18 protein-coding genes are annotated in these 18,097 nt (G+C 62.4%); 5 read left to right on the forward strand and 13 right to left on the reverse strand.

Annotated elements, in window-relative coordinates; translation table 11 throughout:
- Positions 1-33: 33 nt before the first annotated feature.
- Positions 34-1,413 (reverse strand): oligosaccharide flippase family protein, encoded by a 1,380-nt coding sequence (locus LGH74_RS07835; protein ID WP_226174241.1) that lies wholly within the window; start codon positions 1,411-1,413, stop codon positions 34-36.
- Positions 1,414-1,715: 302 nt separating this feature from the next.
- Here LGH74_RS07835 and LGH74_RS07840 point away from each other — a divergent pair, with 302 nt between their 5' ends.
- Both LGH74_RS07840 and LGH74_RS07845 read left to right on the forward strand, forming a co-directional pair.
- Positions 1,716-2,804 (forward strand): GumC domain-containing protein, encoded by a 1,089-nt coding sequence (locus tag LGH74_RS07840; RefSeq protein ID WP_226174243.1) that lies wholly within the window; start codon positions 1,716-1,718, stop codon positions 2,802-2,804.
- Positions 2,805-2,814: 10 nt separating this feature from the next.
- Positions 2,815-4,272, forward strand: a complete 1,458-nt coding sequence (locus LGH74_RS07845) for an O-antigen ligase family protein (RefSeq protein WP_226174251.1) — start codon at positions 2,815-2,817, stop codon at positions 4,270-4,272.
- Positions 4,273-4,479: 207 nt separating this feature from the next.
- On the opposite strand, the gene LGH74_RS07850 is transcribed toward LGH74_RS07845, so the two are convergent.
- From LGH74_RS07850 to LGH74_RS07875, 6 genes are all read right to left on the reverse strand, one after another.
- Positions 4,480-5,733: a PP2C family protein-serine/threonine phosphatase gene (locus tag LGH74_RS07850; RefSeq protein ID WP_226174253.1), complete on the reverse strand. Its 1,254-nt coding sequence runs from the start codon at positions 5,731-5,733 to the stop codon at positions 4,480-4,482.
- 124 nt (positions 5,734-5,857) lie between these two features.
- A complete protein-coding gene (locus tag LGH74_RS07855; protein ID WP_226174255.1) occupies positions 5,858-7,006 on the reverse strand; it encodes an ABC transporter permease in 1,149 nt (382 codons plus the stop codon).
- 1 nt (position 7,007) lies between these two features.
- Positions 7,008-7,265 carry a hypothetical protein gene (locus LGH74_RS07860; protein WP_226174256.1) on the reverse strand — a complete coding sequence of 86 codons (258 nt, stop codon included), beginning with the start codon at positions 7,263-7,265 and terminating at the stop codon, positions 7,008-7,010.
- 106 nt (positions 7,266-7,371) lie between these two features.
- Positions 7,372-7,980, reverse strand: coding sequence for a helix-turn-helix domain-containing protein (locus LGH74_RS07865; RefSeq protein WP_226174258.1), 609 nt, complete (start codon positions 7,978-7,980; stop codon positions 7,372-7,374).
- Between the two features lie 280 nt (positions 7,981-8,260).
- Complete coding sequence (locus LGH74_RS07870; protein ID WP_226174260.1) at positions 8,261-9,412, reverse strand: glycosyltransferase; 1,152 nt, start codon at positions 9,410-9,412, stop codon at positions 8,261-8,263.
- Complete coding sequence (locus LGH74_RS07875) at positions 9,405-10,451, reverse strand: lysylphosphatidylglycerol synthase transmembrane domain-containing protein (RefSeq protein WP_226174262.1); 1,047 nt, start codon at positions 10,449-10,451, stop codon at positions 9,405-9,407. The genes LGH74_RS07870 and LGH74_RS07875 overlap by 8 nt, the downstream gene beginning before the upstream one ends.
- 89 nt (positions 10,452-10,540) lie before the next feature.
- Here LGH74_RS07875 and ruvC point away from each other — a divergent pair, with 89 nt between their 5' ends.
- Positions 10,541-11,176, forward strand: a complete 636-nt coding sequence (ruvC, locus tag LGH74_RS07880; RefSeq protein WP_226174264.1) for a crossover junction endodeoxyribonuclease RuvC — start codon at positions 10,541-10,543, stop codon at positions 11,174-11,176.
- A 297-nt stretch (positions 11,177-11,473) separates the two neighbouring features.
- Here the strand turns inward: ruvC and LGH74_RS07885 are convergent, their stop codons facing one another.
- Genes LGH74_RS07885 through LGH74_RS07910 form a run of 6 tightly spaced genes read right to left on the reverse strand, consistent with a single transcriptional unit; the run spans position 11,474 to position 15,653 of the window.
- Positions 11,474-12,541 (reverse strand): tetratricopeptide repeat protein, encoded by a 1,068-nt coding sequence (locus LGH74_RS07885; protein ID WP_226174266.1) that lies wholly within the window; start codon positions 12,539-12,541, stop codon positions 11,474-11,476.
- A 54-nt stretch (positions 12,542-12,595) separates the two neighbouring features.
- A complete protein-coding gene (locus LGH74_RS07890; RefSeq protein WP_226174274.1) occupies positions 12,596-12,994 on the reverse strand; it encodes a hypothetical protein in 399 nt (132 codons plus the stop codon).
- Entirely contained in the window at positions 12,975-13,724 is a 750-nt protein-coding gene (locus tag LGH74_RS07895) for a class I SAM-dependent methyltransferase (protein ID WP_226174276.1), read from the reverse strand. Before LGH74_RS07895 ends, LGH74_RS07890 begins: the two co-directional genes overlap by 20 nt.
- On the reverse strand, positions 13,721-14,461 hold the full coding sequence (locus tag LGH74_RS07900) for a DUF2071 domain-containing protein (protein WP_226174278.1): 741 nt from the start codon (positions 14,459-14,461) through the stop codon (positions 13,721-13,723). The genes LGH74_RS07895 and LGH74_RS07900 overlap by 4 nt, the downstream gene beginning before the upstream one ends.
- 2 nt (positions 14,462-14,463) lie before the next feature.
- Positions 14,464-14,856 carry a DoxX-like family protein gene (locus tag LGH74_RS07905; protein ID WP_226174279.1) on the reverse strand — a complete coding sequence of 131 codons (393 nt, stop codon included), beginning with the start codon at positions 14,854-14,856 and terminating at the stop codon, positions 14,464-14,466.
- Positions 14,853-15,653, reverse strand: coding sequence for a PhzF family phenazine biosynthesis protein (locus LGH74_RS07910; protein WP_226174281.1), 801 nt, complete (start codon positions 15,651-15,653; stop codon positions 14,853-14,855). The genes LGH74_RS07905 and LGH74_RS07910 overlap by 4 nt, the downstream gene beginning before the upstream one ends.
- Before the next feature lie 209 nt (positions 15,654-15,862).
- Between LGH74_RS07910 and LGH74_RS07915 the strand changes: the two genes are divergently transcribed.
- Together LGH74_RS07915 and LGH74_RS07920 are read left to right on the forward strand one after the other, a co-directional pair.
- Positions 15,863-16,423, forward strand: coding sequence for an RNA polymerase sigma factor (locus LGH74_RS07915; RefSeq protein WP_226174283.1), 561 nt, complete (start codon positions 15,863-15,865; stop codon positions 16,421-16,423).
- Entirely contained in the window at positions 16,416-18,062 is a 1,647-nt protein-coding gene (locus LGH74_RS07920; protein ID WP_226174285.1) for a hypothetical protein, read from the forward strand. The genes LGH74_RS07915 and LGH74_RS07920 overlap by 8 nt, the downstream gene beginning before the upstream one ends.
- Positions 18,063-18,097: the final 35 nt, after the last annotated feature.

The raw sequence follows: 18,097 nt of genomic DNA on the forward strand, positions 1-18,097 counted from the left end.
GATTTTTGAAAAACTTGCCGGAGTATACGGACCTCAGCGGCGCAGGGCTTTGAGCTCGGCAATTCGTACAATGCCGGTGGCAAACAGAATACCGACGAAGGCCAGCCCCGCTCCCACCGCTTCCAGCAGCCACTGGTTGAGCCACAGCCGCAGGCCCCAGAACACGCCGCAGAGCAGTCCGAAAGCCAGCAGCAGTTGCGCAATGGTAGCCCAGGGAATAGCTACTCCGGCCCGGCGCTGCACCAGCCACAAGTAGCCGCCCGACACGAACACAACGCATAATAAGGTGTTCAGGGCAGCGGCTACGGCTCCGTAGCGCGGCAACAGGAAGAGGTTGAGCACTACGTTCAGCGCGATGCTGCCCGCCACGAGCCAGCTCACCGGCTTTTCCTGGTTGGTGCTGGTGAGCAGCGTGCTATAGATGGCAAAAAAGGCGTGCACCAGCACGTTGACGAACAGAATCTTCAAACTCAGCGTCATGCGGCCCAGTTCCTGGGGCGTGCTGTGGACAAGCTGAAAGAACAGCACTTCGCCCCGAAACAGCACGAAGGCGCACACAAACAGCAGCGGCACCGTGACGACCCGCTGCCCAAACCAGAGCAGTTCCCGCTGCTCCTCGCGCTTGCCGGTGGCAAAGGCAAACTTGGCAAAAAACAGCGGCAACACTGTCCAGAGGTACATCATAATAGCATCGACCCAGCGGTAGGCCGCCGCGTAGTAGCCCGCCTCGGCCGGCGAGGCCAGCCGCTCCAGCATCAGCATATCCACCCGCTCGTTGAGACCATACACCAGCGTAATGAGGGCCAGCGGCAGGCTGGCTTTCAGCAGCCCGCGGGCATGCTCCCACTTCAGCCGGAAGCGCACCCGCCCATACAGCCGCGTCACCAGCGCGTAGAGCACCACGAAGGTGAAGAGCACGGCCACGGCCCGGGCCCCCACGTAACGGTCGAGGGTGATGCCCACTGGAATGAGGGCCAGCACAAAGACCAGCAGCAGCGCCTTTTCCAGCACCGAGAGCAGCGCGTCGGTATTGAAGCGCTGGTGGGCCTGCAGCGTGCCGCGCAGAAACTGGGTGTACTGGGTAACGAGCAGCGAGGCGCCGGTGAGGGCCAGCAGCGTGAGCGTGTGGCCGTGGTAGCCCAGCAGCCAGCCAGTGCCCACCATAATGCCCAGAAACAGCACCGAGAGCCAGCCTTTCAGTGGCAGCAGCGTGGGAAAATACTCGTTCAGAAACTCCGGAGCCGCCGCTACTCGCTTGGTAGTGAGCTGAGTAGTACCCAAATCCGACACCGATGCCACGATGAGCGTCCAGTTGAAGATGGCTGTGAACGTGCCAAAGGCCGCGTGGCCCAGCCGGTCCTGCACCAAGCTTTCGACCATCACCCAGCCTGGCTTCACCAGCAGGTTGAGCAAAACGACGAAGCTGATATTTCCGAAAAACTTTTTGATACTGCCGGGGCCTGAATGGGGGCCAAAATTAAGTAAAAACCGTGGGCACCCCTCATTAATTACGCGGCCAGACCAGCACCGGCTTCTTCCGCCAGTCTTGCGTCACGCACGTTGGGTCAAAACGGCGTGGGGCTCCGGCTAGCGGCTTTCGGGGCGGGAAGCGCCGATAGGCCTATTCAATGCGCGGAATTTGAAGTAGCTTTGCTCCCCAATGTAGTGCGCCGAAAACCGGCTGAAACTGCGTCCGTTGTCCTTTTACCCTCTGCATGTCATCCCGCTCTTATTCGCTACTGGGCCTGTGGCCCGTTGTCAACCGGTGGAAATATCTAGTTGCCGCGGCTGTGGGCCTGGCCCTCATTATCAGCGTGGTCGTCAGCCTTTCGATGCCCAACATCTATAAGTCGACGGCCGTCTTTTACCCCACCAACCCCAATACCACCGACCCCGACCGGATTGTGACGGATGGCGGCAAGCTGGAGCTGGGCGGCCGGGCCGAAGACCTGGACCGGGTCATCACCATTGGCGAGTCGCAGACACTGGCCGAGCTGATGATCAAACGCTTCGACCTGCACGAGCACTACGAAACCGGCGGCGAGGGAACCGACGCGGCCGACCAGGCTGCCCTGGACGAGTTCAACAGCAACTTCACCATCGTGCACAACGACCGGGACGCTATTGAAGTCAACTTTCTGGACCGCGACAAAGCCCTGGCGGCCAAGGTAACCAACGCCATTGTGCAGGCCATCGACTCCATCAACCAGCAGCTGACCTTCGAAAACCGGCGCACGATTATTTCGCTTTACCAGGGCCGCAAGGAGTTTCTGGAGCGTGAGTACCAGGCCGCCCACGACAGCCTGCTGGCGGGCCGCCGCCGCTACGGCATCTACGGCATGGAGAATGAGTCGCGCTACCTGGGCCGGGCCATTATTGAAACCGAAACCAAGCTCCGCCAGGCCGAAGGCGAAGGCAACAGCAACAAAGCGGCCGGCCTGCGCAAGGCCCTGCGCGGCCTCACCAAGGCCGAGGGCGGCAACCACCTCAACCTGGAAAGCTACGTGAAGGGCACCGACCTGATGGCCACCACCTACGCCCGCTTCGCCGATATTCAGGGCCGCCTCATCGGGGCCCGCAACGCCTACGAAACGGCCAAACTGGGTATCAGCGGCAAGATTTCCTCGATTTACGTGGTGCAGAAGGCGTTTCCGGCCACCAAGAAAACCAAGCCCGTGCGCTGGCTCATCGTCGTCTCGTCGGTAGTTGTTACGCTGGCCTTGTCCATTATCTTCATTACTCTGCTCGAGCTCTACCGCGGCAACCTGAGCGTAGGCCGCCCCGGCACCGAGCCGCAGTATTAAACCCGCTCTGATGGCCGCTGCTGCTTCTCTGCTGGCCCGCCTGCGCCCCCAAGATCCGGCCCAGCGCCTGTACGTGGTCTTCATTGTGCTGCTGCTGGGCAGTGGCGCGGCGGCGGCGCTGCTACAGGCCCCGCTGTGGCTGGCGCTGCCCTTTGCCCTGCTGGGGGTGGTGGTACTGCTCGTCGACTGGCGCTGGGTGTACTACTTGCTGCTGACCACGCTGGCCTTCTCGCGGGAAATACCGCTGCCCGGCGGCCTGAGCATGGACGTACCCTCCGAGCCGCTGATGCTGATTCTGCTGGGCTGCTTCGGGGTGAGCGTGCTGCTGGGCCGCACCGAGGTGCCGGCCCGCATCTGGCGGCACCCGCTGGTTATTATCATGGCTCTGGCGTTGCTCTGGTCATCGGTGTCGATGCTGTTTTCGGTGAACACCGTGAAATCGGTGAAGTACCTGCTGGCCAAAACCTGGTATATCGTACCGTTTGTATTCGTGACGGCCTCCATCGTGCGGCGGCCGGCCGATGTGTGGCGGGTGGTAAGCTTTTACGTGGCCGGGGCCTCGCTGAGCGTGCTCTACACGGCCGCCCGGCACGCCACCAAGGGCTTCCGGTTCGACTCCATCAACTGGGCCATTCAGCCGTTTTACATCAACCACGTTATCTACGCCACGGTGATGGCGCTGCTGATTCCCTACGCCTACTTTGCCGCCCGCGACACGCCTAATGCTACCAAGAAGCTGCTGTGGCGCATTGGGCTGGGCGTGCTGCTCTTCGGCGTGGTGCTATCCTACACCCGGGCTTCTATGGCGTCGTTGCCGCTGGCCGGGCTTTTTTATCTGGCCATGCGCCTGCGCCTTACCCGGCTTATTCTGGCCGGAGCCGCCATTGCGGCGGGCAGCGCGGCCTTCTATTTCATGCACCAGAATAACTACATGCTCTATGCCCCCGACTTCGAGAAGACCATCTTCAACGGGCATAACTTCGAGAAGCACCTGGAGGCTACCTACAAGCTGCAGGACGTATCGGGCATGGAGCGGGTGTACCGCTGGGTGGCGGCGGCCCGCATGATCAGCGAGAAGCCCGTGACCGGCAGCGGCCCGAGCACCTTCTACCCCGAATACAAGCACTACACCGTCAAGAGCTTCCGGACCTACGTGAGCGACAACCCGGAAAAGTCGACGACCCACAACTACTTTCTGCTGCAGCTGGCCGAGCAGGGCTTCCCAGGGTTTCTGCTCTTCGTCAGCCTGTTTGGCACGGCCCTGGTGCTGATGGAGAATATGTACCACCGCAGCCGCTCGGCCCAAAACCGACGCGTGGTGCTGGCCGCAGGCCTTTCCCTGGTAGTCATCATCTTCCACCTGCTGCTCAACGAGTTGGTCGAGGTCGACAAAGTCGGCTCGTTCTTCTACATCGCCCTGGCCATCCTTATGCGCGCCGAGGGCTGGATTGAGGAAGAGAGGGTTTAATGTGCTAATGTGGGGAATGTGCTGATGTGCTAATGCTTAATGGGAGTAATATGTCATTGCGAGCAGCGCGAAGCAATCCGTCCTCTGCGCAGTACGACACGCCTTTTTACCAGAAAGCCCTTTACTACACGTACACGCGGTAGTAAAGGGCTTTTCAGTGAAGCACACTCAGCACATTCTTCACATTAGCACCTGAGCACATTACCCTTATTTAAACCGGCAGCTCAGAATTGTGACGTCGTCGGCAAACTGGTTTTTGGTGGTGCTGAAGGCTTCGATTTCGCGCAGCATTTCCTGGTGCAGCTTCGGGAGCGGCAGGTAGCGGTTGCGCCGCATGAGGCTGATGAGGCCTTCCTCGCCGTACTCGGCCCCGCTGGCATCGAACACCTCGGTGAGGCCGTCGGTGTAGCTGAGCAGCAGGGAGTGCGGCGGAATTTCGGTTTCGCCCACGGTCAGCATCGGCAGCTTTTCCATGATGCCCAGCATCACGGTGCCATCCTTGAGGTACTGAATCGGGCCGTGGTCGGGCAGCAGAATCGGGTCGTTGTGGCCCGCATTCACATATTGCAGGTGGCGGGTGGCGCGGTTGTAAATGCCAAAGAACACGGTGATGAACTTCTCCCCGCCTGAGTTGCGAAACAGCAGGTGGTTCAGCTCGTGCACGATGGTGGCCAGGTCCACGTTCTGGCGCAGCAACGTGCGCAGGCCGGCCTGGAAGTTCGACATCAGCAGCGAGGCTGGCACGCCCTTGCCACTCACGTCGGCCACGCAGAACAGAAACCGGTCCTTGTCGATGCTGACCACGTCGTAATAGTCGCCGCCGATGGCCGTGTGGGGCACGTAACTGGCGTGCACCGCCACCTGGGCATCGTTGGGCAGCTTGCTGGGGAAAAGCAGGTTCTGCACTTCCTGGGCAATTTCGATTTCCTTGCGCATGGCGGCGGCCGAAATCCGCTGCCGATTCAGGCGGCGGTTTTCGATGGCACCCACCAGAATGTTGCTCAGCGTTTCCAGGAACTTATTGGCTTCCTCATTGGCGTAGTCTTCCTGCACGTTGCCAATCATCACGTAGGCCCGCACGGCATCCTGCTGGCCCACCGGAATGATGGTTTCGAGCTTCTGCCACTCGGGCCCCAGAGGCAGGCTGGCCACGGGATACGGCCCGGCTACGCAGTTGTCGATGATTTCGTCGGGCAGCTCAATCTTGCGGAAATCGGCCAGCTGAAAGCCGAACGACACCACGCACTGCCAGTGCCGCTCTTCCTTGATGTAGAGCACGATGCGCCGGATGTTCAACTGGCCGAGCAGCGTAAACTGGAAGATCTTGTAAAGCGTGTCCTCCGTCGTATCCTGGTTGATGGCCTGGGTGATTTCCAGCAGGGCGCTCAGCTCCTGCTTTTTCAGCAGCAGCACTTTGCGCAGGCTCAGAACATCCGGGTGCACGTTGGTCGAATCAGGCATCGGTTTTTAGTTGTTAGTTGTTGGTTGTCAGTTGTTAGTTGGCAGTTGTTAGTTGCTGGTTGTTAGTCAATAAATCGGCCTAACAACTGACAAGTAGCAACTAACAACTTAAAACAACTGACAACTAAAACCCAAGTGGGGTTTTAGGATCGTAGGCGTCACGCAGGCCGTTGCCGAGCAGGTTGAAGCTGAGCACCAGCAAGCTGATGGCCAGGCCGGGCAGCAGCGTGAGCCAGAGCCCGGCCTGGGTGCCCAGCAGTTGGAATCCTTCGTTCACCATCAGGCCCCACGAGGGAGCTGGCGGCTGCACGCCCAGGCCCAGAAAGCTCAGGCCGGCTTCGAGCAGAATAGCTGCCGCAAAGTTACTGGTGGCAATGACGATGAGCGGGCCGGTCATGTTAGGCAACAGGTGGCGGGCAATGAGGCGGCCCTGGGGCAACCCCAGCACCCGGCCGGCTTCCACGAAGGTTTTCTCGCGCAGGCTCAGCATCTGTCCCCGCACTACCCGGGCCACGTCGACCCACATCGTCAGGCCCACGGCCACAAACGACGTCCAGACACCTTTGCTGTCGAGGGCTAGGGAAATGGCAATGACGAGCATGATGCCCGGAATGCTCCACACCACGGTCATCACGCCCATCAGCAGCGAATCGACCCAGCCGCCCACGTAGCCGGCCACCGCCCCGATGAGCATGCCCAGGGCCAGGGAAATGAGCACCGCCACCAGCCCGATACCCAGCGAAATACGGGTGCCCAGCAACAGGCGGCTCAGCGTGTCGCGCCCGGCTTTGTCGGTGCCCAGCCAGTAGGTGCGGGTATGGGGGTCTTCATACTTAGGGTTGATGGAAATACTTTGGTAAGCAGCGCGTGGGGCATCGGGAGCCGTCCAGGGGCGGAAGGCCACCGAGTCGTATTTCATATGCGCCACGCTACCCGTAGCAATGGGGATTTCCCGGAACTCCGGGGTTTTGCCCCGGAGCCAGGTGCCCAAAAAACTGGTGGCCTGGTAAGAGGAATCGGGCAGCGGGATGCGCAGCAGCTGCACCTGCAAACCCGGCGGCTGCTTTTGCAGCTGCACAATGCTGTTGTTGGCGTCGGGCGAGTTGTCGGGTAGCACCCAGTAGCCAAGCAGGGCCACCAGGGTGCAGAGCACGATGAAGCCCAGGCCCAGCATAGCGGGACGGTTTTGGAGCAGCCGCTGCCGCACGTAGTAGCCAGGGGGCCGGGCCGGCGGCGCGGCGGCCGGGGTATATATCGGGGCTGAGGCGGCCACCCTACCGAGTGTTGTGGGCCAGCAGGCCGGGCTTGGTAGCCAGGAAGTAGCAGTCGCGGGCCAGGGCTCCAAAGGAAGTGGTTTCGTAGGCCAGCTCAGTATCGGGGTCGGGGTAGAAGCACTTCACGTAGTCCTGCTCGAGCAGCAGGCGCAGGTGGTTTTCCAGCTCCAGCACGGGCAGCCCGGTTTTTTCGAGCAGGGTGCGGAAGGGTGTCACGAAGTACAGCTCGTCGATGATATCGTATTCGGTGTCGGTCACGGGAGGTAGGGCGCGGTGGTAGGTGGAGGTAACAAATGTAGCTCCGGGAGACCGGAAAGGGAAATGCGGGGCGGTTTGGCGGCGGCTATTCAGACAATTCAGCTGCTTACTCCGCACCCCAGGCTGCTTCCAATACTAGTAGCTCGGCTTCAAGGCCGCGCAGGTGGGCCAGGCGCAGGGTATGCTCGGCAGCGCTGAGGCATACCGGAGCGAAGGCCGTATCATGGGCCAGTTCATCGAGCCAGCGCAGGGCCTGAATCGTATCAGGGGGCGGGCCGGGCCAGAAGGACGGCGCGGGGGCGGTCAGCACGGTACGCAACTCAGCCAGCGCCCAGTGCCGGTGCGCTACCCCTTGCGCCAGCAGCCCCCGCTGCTCCAGAGCTGCTCGCGCCGTCAGAATGCCCACGCGCACCTGCTTGAGGCGGAGCCGGAGCCGGTCTTTCTCGTCGGCAGCCAGTGCGGGCGGGCCGTCTTCGGCCGCAACGGTCCCGAACGACGGGCGGGCCGCCCCGTGCCCTTCGGGAGGCGGCAGGTGGTGGCCCAGCAGCAACAAGCGGTAGGTGGCGGTCTGCCCCAGCTCCTTACGGCCCGCTTCAACGGCCGCTAGCATGGAGCGGCTTACGCCTACGAAGCGGGCCAGTTCGGTCTGGGTAAGGGCAAAGTGCTGCCGCACGCTAAATGATAAGGTGTCGGAATACTGGGAACGGCGTGGCATAAACAGTAGGGTAACAATTGAGGGATAAGACAAAGTCGTTTTGTTACCCAGGTGGTAACAAATGATCAAGATAGCAGGAACGTTTGTTACCACCTGGGTAACAAATAAATATGCTTGACTATAGCTTTGTTACCCAGCAGGTAACAAAGCCAGTCGAAATTCAAACAGCTTGTTACCCTCCTGCCGGCGCGCGTCTGCGAAGCGAACCTACCGCGCCGGAAGGGCCGATTGTTCTGGCGGGCGCGTTAGCGGGCTGAGACTAGCCGTGATAGAACAGCAATTACCCCTGTCTCCGCCCCTTCCACTCGTACCGCCCACGCAGCCCCAGCAGGCCGGTGGCCAGGGCATAAGGCGCGTAGAGCAGCTGCAGCACCGCTACCCAACGCAGCCACCAGGGCCGCCCCAGAAACTGCAGCACCGGCCCCAGGAACCAGATATCCGCCCCTAGCTTCAGCGCCCAGGCGGCTAGCACCCAGGGCCAGAGCGAGGGCCGGAAGCCGGCAAATGCTACCCCAAGGAACAGCGCCATATTGGCCCCCAGCACCAGCAGGGCCAGCTGCTGAGAGGCCGGGTGCTGGTAGTGCCGCCACTTGCTGGCCCAGCGCACCCGTTGCGTGAGCAAGGCCCCCAGCGTAGCCGGCGCTGCCGTGTTGACAATAGCGGCCGGGCTTTTTAGAAACCGGATGCTGCCGGGAAAGGCGGCGTGCAGCTTGTGGAGCAGGAATTCGTCGTCGCCGCTGGCCAGGTGCTCATTGCCGGCGAAGCCCTGCACGGCGGCAAAGGCAGCGCGCTGGTAGGCCAGGTTGGCCCCGTTGCACATGGTAGGGCTTTGCCGGCCGATGCTGGCGGCCCCCACTCCTACCAGCCCCGCAAATTCGAGACCCATGAGGTGCTGCAGCGCGGTGGCCGGGCCCGTAAGCAGCACCGGGCCGCTGATGAAGCGCACGGTGGCATCGGTGGCTACTACGGCGGCGTAGCTCCCGAGCCAGTCGGGGCCGAAGCGGCAGTCGGCATCGGTGCAGACCACCCAGGGCGCGCGGGCCAGCCCCAAGGCTGCCTGCAGAGCGGCTTTTTTGCCGGTAGCTCCTGCCGGCTGCTGGCTGAGGCGCACCAACTGCAGCGGAAACGGGCTGCCCGCCACCGCCGCTTCGACAATTTCAGCCGTGGCATCGGTGGAATGGTCATCGACGATGATGACTTCGAACGTGCCGGACTCGAGGCTTTGGCGGCACAAATCGGTCAGCAGGTGGGGCAGGCTGTGGGCTTCGTTGCGGGCCGCCACAAGAACGGAAAACAGCGGCTTCGTTCCAGTCGGGGTTGCGGCGGAAGCAACCGTGGGCAGCTGCTGCCAGGCCCGGCGCAGGGTTACCATCAGGGCAGCATACAGCGCGGGCAATACCAGCAGGGCCAGCCCCGGGCCCAGGCTACCCATCGGCGGGGGATTTGGCGGCCAGGTCCTTTTTGCGGAATACCTTCAGGCGCAGCACAAACAGCAAGCCGGCCGCGCTGGGCAGGGCAATGTTGAGCACCCACAAGCTCAGGCTGGCGCTCAGCACCTTGATGGGCGGCTCGCGCAGCAAGCCAAACAGGTGGGTGGCCGACAGCTCCCGCACGCCCACGTCGGCCAGGGCATTGAGGGAAGGCACCAGGGACTTAATCAGGAAGGTGCCGGCAATGGCGGCCAGCCCCGGCCCGATGGGTGGGGAGGCCCCGTAGGCCCAGAGCAGCAGCCCGAACTGCAGGCAGAACACGGCGTAGCGCAGCATCGAAATAGCCAGCACCGCGTGCAGGGCGCGGGCCGGGTAGGTGGGCATCACGGCCAGAAACCGCCGGAACCGCCGCAACGGCTTGATGACCGTGAGGGCCGAGAGCAGCAGCCGGGAGCGGTACAAAGGCAGTATTACGCCCGCATTCAGCAGCAACGCGGCCACTACCAGGCCCAAGCCGGCCGAGGGGTAGCCTTGCAGGTAAAACGTGAGCAAGAAGTAGAGCAGGCCCGCCGTGCCAGCCACCACGGTAGCCACCAGCTGGCAGTAGCGCCCCAGAAACACCGCGCCCAAGGCATCGAGGCGGCGGCTTTTGAGCTCCATGATGCGGCCGGCGTAGTCGCCCACGCGGTTGGGCGTCACGAAGCCCAGGGTGAGGCCCACGAGCACCGCCCGGAAGCAGCGCCGGAACGAGACGGGCTCCAGGTGCCGGGCCAGTCGCCACCACTTCCAGGCCTCCAGGCCCCAATTCACGGGCACCAGGGCCAGCGCAGCCAGCACCGGCCCCCGGCCCGCCCCGCCCAGCGACGAGGCCAGCAGCTGCCGCCAGGCCGCCGCCGTGGCCGCGTCGGCAAATACGGAGTGGTAGAGCAGCCCCAGCGTGAGGCCGGTGATGAGCAGCTTGCCGCCAATGACGAGCCAGCGCCGGCGCGAGGCGGGTGGTTCGGGCTTTTGGACGTAGTTTTGTAAGTTGGGTGGGGGCAAAACGGCGGCGCATTGGTTGGCCTCGGCAAGTTACCGACGAAAATCAACCGAAGTCCTACTTTACTTATCGTCCCCGCGCTTTCTGGCTTATGCGTCTTCCCTCCTCTTCTTCTTCCGTCGATTTGCTGCCCAAGATTATCATGGGCGTCGACCCCGGCACCCAGATTATGGGCTACGCCGTGATTGAGGTGCAGGGCTCCCGCGTGCAGGTTATCTGCTACGACGTAATCGATATGAAAAAGCTGGGCACTAACCACGCCCTCAAGCTCAAGAAGATATTCGAGCGGATGCTGGAGCTCATCGACGAGTACCTGCCCGACGAGCTGGCCATCGAAGCCCCGTTTTTTGGCGTCAACGTGCAGAGTATGCTCAAGCTGGGCCGGGCGCAGGGCGTGGCCATTGCGGCCTGCCTTTCCCGCCAGATTCCGTACGTCGAATACGCGCCCACCAAGGTGAAGCAGGCCGTGACAGGCTCGGGCTCGGCCAGCAAGGAGCAGGTAGCCAAAATGCTGCGCCAGACCCTGAAGCTGCCGCCCATCGAGGAAGCGCCCAAGTTCTTAGACGCCACCGACGCGCTGGCCGTGGCCATGTGCCACCACTACCAGAAAGGCAACAACGTGAAGGCCGGCACCAAGAGCTGGGACAAATTCCTGACCGACAACCCCGACCGGATGAGCAGCGCCACCGGCACCAAGAAAGCCCCGGCCAAGGCGAAGGCGAAGTAGGTGGTGGGGTAATGTGCTCAGGTGGTTGAATGTGCTAAATATGGGGAATGTGGAAAATGTGTTAAACCCGTGTCATTGCGAGGACGAAGGACGAAGCAATCTGTCCTCTGCTAGTGACAAACATCCTTTTATCAGAAAGCCCTTTCCAGAACGTTCTGGAAAGGGCTTTTCAATTAATAATACTTAGCACATTTCAGAGGACGGATTAGCTGCGCTGTCTTGCTGATGCCACGGCTGCGCCCCGCAATGACACATTCCCCACATTTAGCACATTCAACCACCTGAGCACATTGCCCTTCACCAGTTATAGGCGGCGGCCCATTCCTGCAGCTCCTTTACCTCGCTCGGGTGCTGCTCCAGCCACTGCTGGCACTCGGGGGCGTCGGGGCGAGCGGCCTGAATCAGGTGGACCAGCGTGGGCAGGTAGCCGGCTTTTTTAAGGGTGAGGAAGTAGGGCACGTAGTAGTTCCAGGCAAAGCCCGGATGGCCCTCCAGTTTCTGCTCTTCCAGGCCTTCAAACAGTGACGTAAGCTTTTCACTCAGCCGCTCCGTCGTCGATTTGTCTTTGTTTTTTTCGTCGTAGTCGAGGGCTGAGTCCATGGTGAGCAGCATGTCGGCCCGGCCGAAGTTGTCGGGCTGGTTCTTCTTGCCGTTCACCTGTTTGAGCATGGCCGGGGTCATGCTCAGGGTCACGGCATTTTCACCCGTTTTTGTCACGCCTTTACCCATCAGCTTGTCCAGCATTTCCAAGCCGCCCGCGGCCCGCTTGCCCTGCGGCTCCAGCTGCAGAAAGCGCACCAACGAGAAGACGGAGGCTACCCGGTTCTGCTGCGCCATGAGCAGCGCCAGCATGCGGTGGGCGCTGGCGTGCCGGGGATTTTTGCGCGCCGCCTGCTGCATACTTCCAATGGCCTCGTCGTAGCGCTGCTGACTGGCCTGCGTTACGCCAAGGTTGTAGTAGAGCAACCCGCTTTCCGGGAATTTCTTTAGCCCGGCCTGATAGATACGAATGGCTTCCTGAGGCTTTTTCAGATCATCCAGGGCGGTGCCATAGGTGATGTAGACATTGTCATTGGCGCCTTCATTTTTCAGCAGCTTTTTGCATATCTCCACCACTTCTTCGTGGCGGCCGAGGTTGCCGTAGGTCATGGCCAGCTCGTACTGGGCCGTGGCGTTGTCCGGCTCCAGCTTCAGAGCCTGCTTGTAGCGTAGCACGGCCTCGTCGTACTTGCCCGCATCGTGCAGCACCACGCCCTGTCTGATCAGGGCTTTTACGTCTTCATTGGCCGCCGACTGGGCAGCAGCCCCGAACGAGAGGCAGCAAAAGCAAGCAATACATACCCATTTGGCACCGGAATAGCGCATAGCCGAAAAAGCGGGGAATAAGTGAGGAAGTAGCAGGTGGCTTAAAGCTAGGAATTACAGCCAGTAAACGGCGAAGAAAATCCCCGTCAAATAGGCCCAGAGCCCAACGAAAGCAATGTGGACGGTGGTTTCGAACCGCTTGCCCCGCCAGAGCTCGGCCGAGTAGCCCACCAGCTGCACCACCAGCCGGGCCAGCCAGAAGCAGCCCAGGCCCAGAGCTACCACCCGGCCCAGACGTGTGTGCACAAGGTCGGGGGCGCTGCCCAGGCACAGCAGGCCCATCAGCAGCACCACCAGCGCAATGAACAGCGTGTGGACGTACACCATCTGCCGGTTGATAAGGCTGAGCGGCTTCAGCTCCCCGGCCCAGTTGAAGTAGCGCGGAAAGCCAGCGTGCAGCAGCGCTAGTCCCACCAGCAGCACTCCCACGATTTTAAGTTGCTGCTCCATCATGGGCCAGGATAAAGGCGGATACGAAGGGCGTAATTTTCTTTTCCTGCACGAGCGTCAGGCCGGCCGCCCCAAATGCGCGAAGCCAGGTGGAACGGGAATAAAAGTGCAGAAACCCGATGGTGTAAGCCCAGAAGTTGGCCGCGTCGCGCAGGTGCTCTACCACCACCACGCGCCCACCCGGGGCCAGTACCCGCCGCAGCTCCCGGAAAAAAACCACCCGCTGCTCCTCGCTCCGGATTTCGTGGGCTGCCAGCAGCACAAACACGTAGCTGATGCTGGCGGCGGGCAGCGGCAGCGCGGCCGGAGTAGCGGGCTGCGTACCAGGAAAGGCCGGGTAAGCGGCCCGGGCCCTTCTGATAGAAACCTCGGTGTGAAGCGCGGGGTCGTAGAAGTCGAACACCCGCAGCGGAACCGGGGCAAAGCGCTGCTGCAGCAGACTGCTGGTTTCATCGAAGCCAGCGTGAATGTTCACGAGCTGGGCCCCGGCGGGTAGCTGGGCCGGCAGCCAACTGAGCTTGTAAAGCGCCGAACGGTCGTAGACGTAGTACGACACCAACAAGGATACCAGCAGAGGACCGCCCGCCAGCAGCATCAGCAGCAGGCAGTAAGGCCGCCAGGCGGGGCGGCCAGCGGCTACGGCGGCCAGCACCAGCAGAGCTCCGGCCGCCAAGCCGTAGAAATGCCAGTTGAACCGCACTACGTTCCAGACGCCTTCCAGGGGTTTTCTCATGCCGACCATTGCTCCGTGCGACCTTTCTGCCAGTGGTAAGGAATGTCGGTCATCGTGAAGGCGCTGGCGAGCCGGCACTCCTTCAGGCCCAGCCCGCTGATAAAGCCGACGGTAGCCGCCTCCACCTGCACCGGACGGGGCCGCCACTCCTCACGCACGCCTTCCACAATGGTAACCCGACGCGCGCCAGCATTGTAGGAAAAGGTGAACGGCAGCGGACCAGCAAACCGCCGGGCCTGCGCCCAGCTGGCAAACGGCGACCCGGCCGGTAGCCCGGGTTCCTGCTCCAGCATGGCCACCCGGATATCCAGCCCGGCTTTCCGCGACTGAAACGTGAGCTGACCTTGTGTAGCAGTATGCTCAATATCGATGGTGCGGTAGCCGTAGCTAGTAAACAGGTTGCCCAGCCACTGCATTTTCCGCTTATCGGTATCGGATTGCAGAATGTAGAGGCCGCGCAGCCGCTTGCCGGCCGCCGTGGTGTAGCGCACAAACACCCGGTAGCCGATCAGGAAGAAGTCGTGGCCCAGCCAGGCGGGCAGGCCCCGGGGCCGCAGCTGCCGGGTCTGCACAAGGGCCACGGCCACGAAGCCCCAGGTGTCGTCGAGGGTATCGAGGGTGAGGCACTCCGGAAGCAGGGGCTGCAGCTCGGCCACGGGCACGGCGAAGGTCAGCACGGTGGTGCGGCCCAGCAGGGCCTCGACGGCAAACGGATGGGAAGCAAGCCAGGCCGCCATTTTTAGGAGGTGGGTTGGGAGGAAGAACTCAGCACAAAGCCGTAATAGTACAGCAGCAGCGCAAATAAGGCGGCAAAAACGATGTTGAGCTGCTGCCACAAAAGCAGGTCGGCGGCCAGGGCAAACTCCAGCACGTTCATGCTCAGCACCAGCAGAATCTGCGCCGCCACGCTCAGCCGGAGCCAGCGCCCACTCAGTACCCAGATAGCCATACCTATTTCAGCTACGCCAATGAGCCGAGTAAGCGGCGCGGCGTAGGTTGGCCCCAGGATGCGGGCCACAATGGCCTCGTGCCGGGGCACCAGGTGCAGCACCTTGCACAGCAGGCCGTTAGCCAGCCATACCGCGGCTAGGCCGTAGCGCAGCACCGCCTGCAATCCGGAGTGCGGCTTCACGCCTGGCCCAGCTCAATTACGCCCTTCAGATACGTCACGGCGTAGCCGCTCATCAGGGCCCGGTCGGCGCGCAGCTCGCACCATAAGTCGCCGCCCCGGGCCGACACCTGGCGGGCGCGCAGCTCGTTTTTACCCAGGCGCGCGGCCCAGAACGGAATCAGGGAAGCATGGGCCGAGCCGGTAACGGGGTCTTCGGGCACGCCCACGCGGGGCGCGAAAAAGCGCGACACGAAGTCGATGCCATTAGTACCGGGCGCGGTGGCAATAACGCCCACGTACTCCAGGGCCGCTATTTTGGCCATATCGGGGTGCAGGGCCAGCACTTCGGCCTCGGAGGCAAAGAGCGTGACCAGGTCGCGGGAGGCCAGCACTTCGAGGGGCGTGGCGCGCAGGGCATCGAGCAGGCCGGTGGGGTGCTGAGTTAGCGGCTGGGGCGGGCGCGAGGGAAAGTCGAGGGTGAAGCGGCCGTCGGCAGCGTGGCGTACCCGCAGCGGTCCGCTCTTGGAGTGAAAGGTAATTTCCTCGCCCTGAAAGTTGAGGTGGCGAAACAGCACGTGGGCCGAGGCCAGGGTAGCGTGGCCGCAGAGGTCAATTTCGGCAGTGGGCGTAAACCAGCGGATGTCGTAGTCGGCGCCTTCTTTGAGCACGAAAAAGGCCGTTTCGGCCAGGTTATTCTCGGCTGCAATGGCTTGCATGGTGGCGGCCGGCAGCCACGCGGTGAGCGGGCACACAGCGGCGGGGTTGCCGGCAAAAACCCGGTCGGTAAACGCGTCAATCTGGTAGAGTGGGAGTAGCATAGCAGGCAGAAAAAAACAGAGGGCTAAAGGTACAGGAAGAACCGGATGCGCCGTAGCTTGTGGGCTGCCGAAACAGCCGTTTTTGCTGGCGGCGGCAACCACGGAAATTATTTTTACCCCGGCGCAACCCTGCGGCGGGCGGGCTGGTCATGGGCTTAGAACGTTAACGTGTCCGGTTATTCTTACTTGTTTATCTGCCTCCTCCGCCTATGGCCGAATCTATTGACGCACTCGTGGAAGGTTGCCGCCGGGGCCGGCCAGCGGCGCAGCGGGCCCTCTACGAGCGACTGGGCTATCAGCTCATGGGCGTATGTCTGCGCTACTGCCCCTCCCGAGCCGAGGCGGAGGATGCGCTGCAGCTCACGTTCGTGAAAATATTTACCCGGCTCGACCAATTTCGGCACCAAGGGCCTTTCGAGGCCTGGGCCCGGCGCATTGCCGTGACTACGTCCCTCAACCTGTGGCAGCAGCACCAGCAGCGAGGCCTGCATCTCAATACGGAAGAAGCGGCCGAGGTGCACCATCCCGACGGCACCCCCTTCGACCAGCTTTCGGCCGATGATGTGGTGCAGCTGATTAATACCCTGCCGGCCGGCTACCGCACAGTTCTCAACCTCTACGCCATCGAAGGCTACACACACGCCGAAATCGGCGAGCTGCTGGGTATTTCGGAAGGCACCAGCAAGTCGCAGCTCTCCCGGGCCCGCCGCTATCTGGAAGAACGCCTGCAGCAACAGGCTCATACTCCTACTCCTCACTACCATGACTGATTTCGAATCGGAAAAACTCTACCACGACCTACGCCGCAAGCTGGAGGGCTACGGCAGTGCGCCACCCGAAACGGTGTGGGCAGGCATTCAGGAGCAGCTGCCCAAGCGTAAGCGCCGCCGGCCTGTACTCTTGTTGCTTTTCCTGGGCACTGTGCTGGTGGGCCTCACGGTGGGCACGGGCCAGCTGCGGCCGTTCTTCAGCACCGAGCCAACGGCCCGGCCCGGTGGGCGCTTCGTAGCGGCTACTACCGAGCGGCGGGCAGCTACGGGCATCTCCGAACCAGGCGTAGCCTCCCCCGCCTTAGCATCGACGCCGGCTACCGCTGCCGCTGCCAGGGGCACTACCACAGCGGTGCCGGCCGCAACGGCATCAGCCGCCGCCCATGCCAGCCTTACGGCACCCGTTGAAAGAGCCCGTAAAGCCGCCGGCCGGTACGGTACTTCCCGACTACTACTGGCGGGCGCGCCGGCTTCTACCAAACGCTCGTTGGACCGTGCAACTGGTGGAGCAGCCGAAACCGAGGCGGAAGCTGAAACGGAGGCTGGCTATTCAACAGCAACCACAGCCGCCAACCGCAGGGGACGGCGCAAAACCAGTTGGGCTACCGGCATGCTGGCCAGCGGCACCTCATCCCGCACCCGTATGCCGCGCCTAGGTGCCAGCCGCCGCTCCTCCGAAACGCTAGGTCGTATCAGCAGGCCTTCCCGTAGCTATAGCGCCACTGGCACGAGCAGCACTCTTGGCAACGGCAGCCGCCGGGCGGGCCACGGCCGGGCGGTGAGCAGCCACGCTTCAGGCACCAAAGCAACGGGCTTCCTAGATGGTGAGTCGGGCACTGCCGAAGCTTCTGCCCTGAACGGCAAACGGGCTCGGCAGCCCAACATCAGCAACGCACCACTGGAGCTGCGGATGTTGATTACCGCCGCCCCCGAACCTGAGGAACCGGAGGTACGCACCACACGTCGGCGGCCCAACAAGCGCCCGTCCCGCCGCGAGCTGCGCCTGCGCAACTGGAGCGGGCAGCTGCTACTGGGCTCGGCCCTCACCTACCGGGCTCTGGGCGGCTCACCTACGCAGCTCGAAAAGCTGGAACGCCCCAGTCTGGGCTTCAGCGGGCAGGCAACGGCAACCTATGCCCTCTCCCGGCAGCTGGCCGTTTCCGCCGGCCTGGGCTACACCGAGTATGCCACCGCACTGCGCTACCAGCTCCAGAAAACCTCGCAGGAAAGTGCTATCAACAAGGATTTTCGGGACGTGTACCGGTTTCTGACGGTGCCGATGCAGGCCCAGCTTACGCTGCGTGGCGGCCCGCGCTGGCGCTACGGAGTGCTGGGCGGCGGCACGCTGGCCTTCCTGGCCGGCGCCCAAACGACTGAGGGCTCGGCCTGTAACTGCAAGCAGGTACAATGGCCGAGTGTGCCCGAGGAAATGCCCTTTACCCGCACCAATCTGCTGCTTACCGGGGGGGCTTTTGCCAGCTACCAGTTTGCGCTGGGCCAGTGGCTCACCATTCGGCCGCAGGGTCAAATTTTCCTGAACTCCCTGGCTACTCCGGCCAGTGGCCGCGCCGCCCGCCGCCCCTGGGGCCTGGGGGTGCAGGCCGGCTACAGCTGGGACCTCGACCCGCGCAAGCACTAGCGCCACTTGTATTCTTATTAGCTACTCAACCGACA

This window comes from Hymenobacter lucidus (assembly GCF_020447265.1).
Taxonomy (GTDB): domain Bacteria; phylum Bacteroidota; class Bacteroidia; order Cytophagales; family Hymenobacteraceae; genus Hymenobacter; species Hymenobacter lucidus.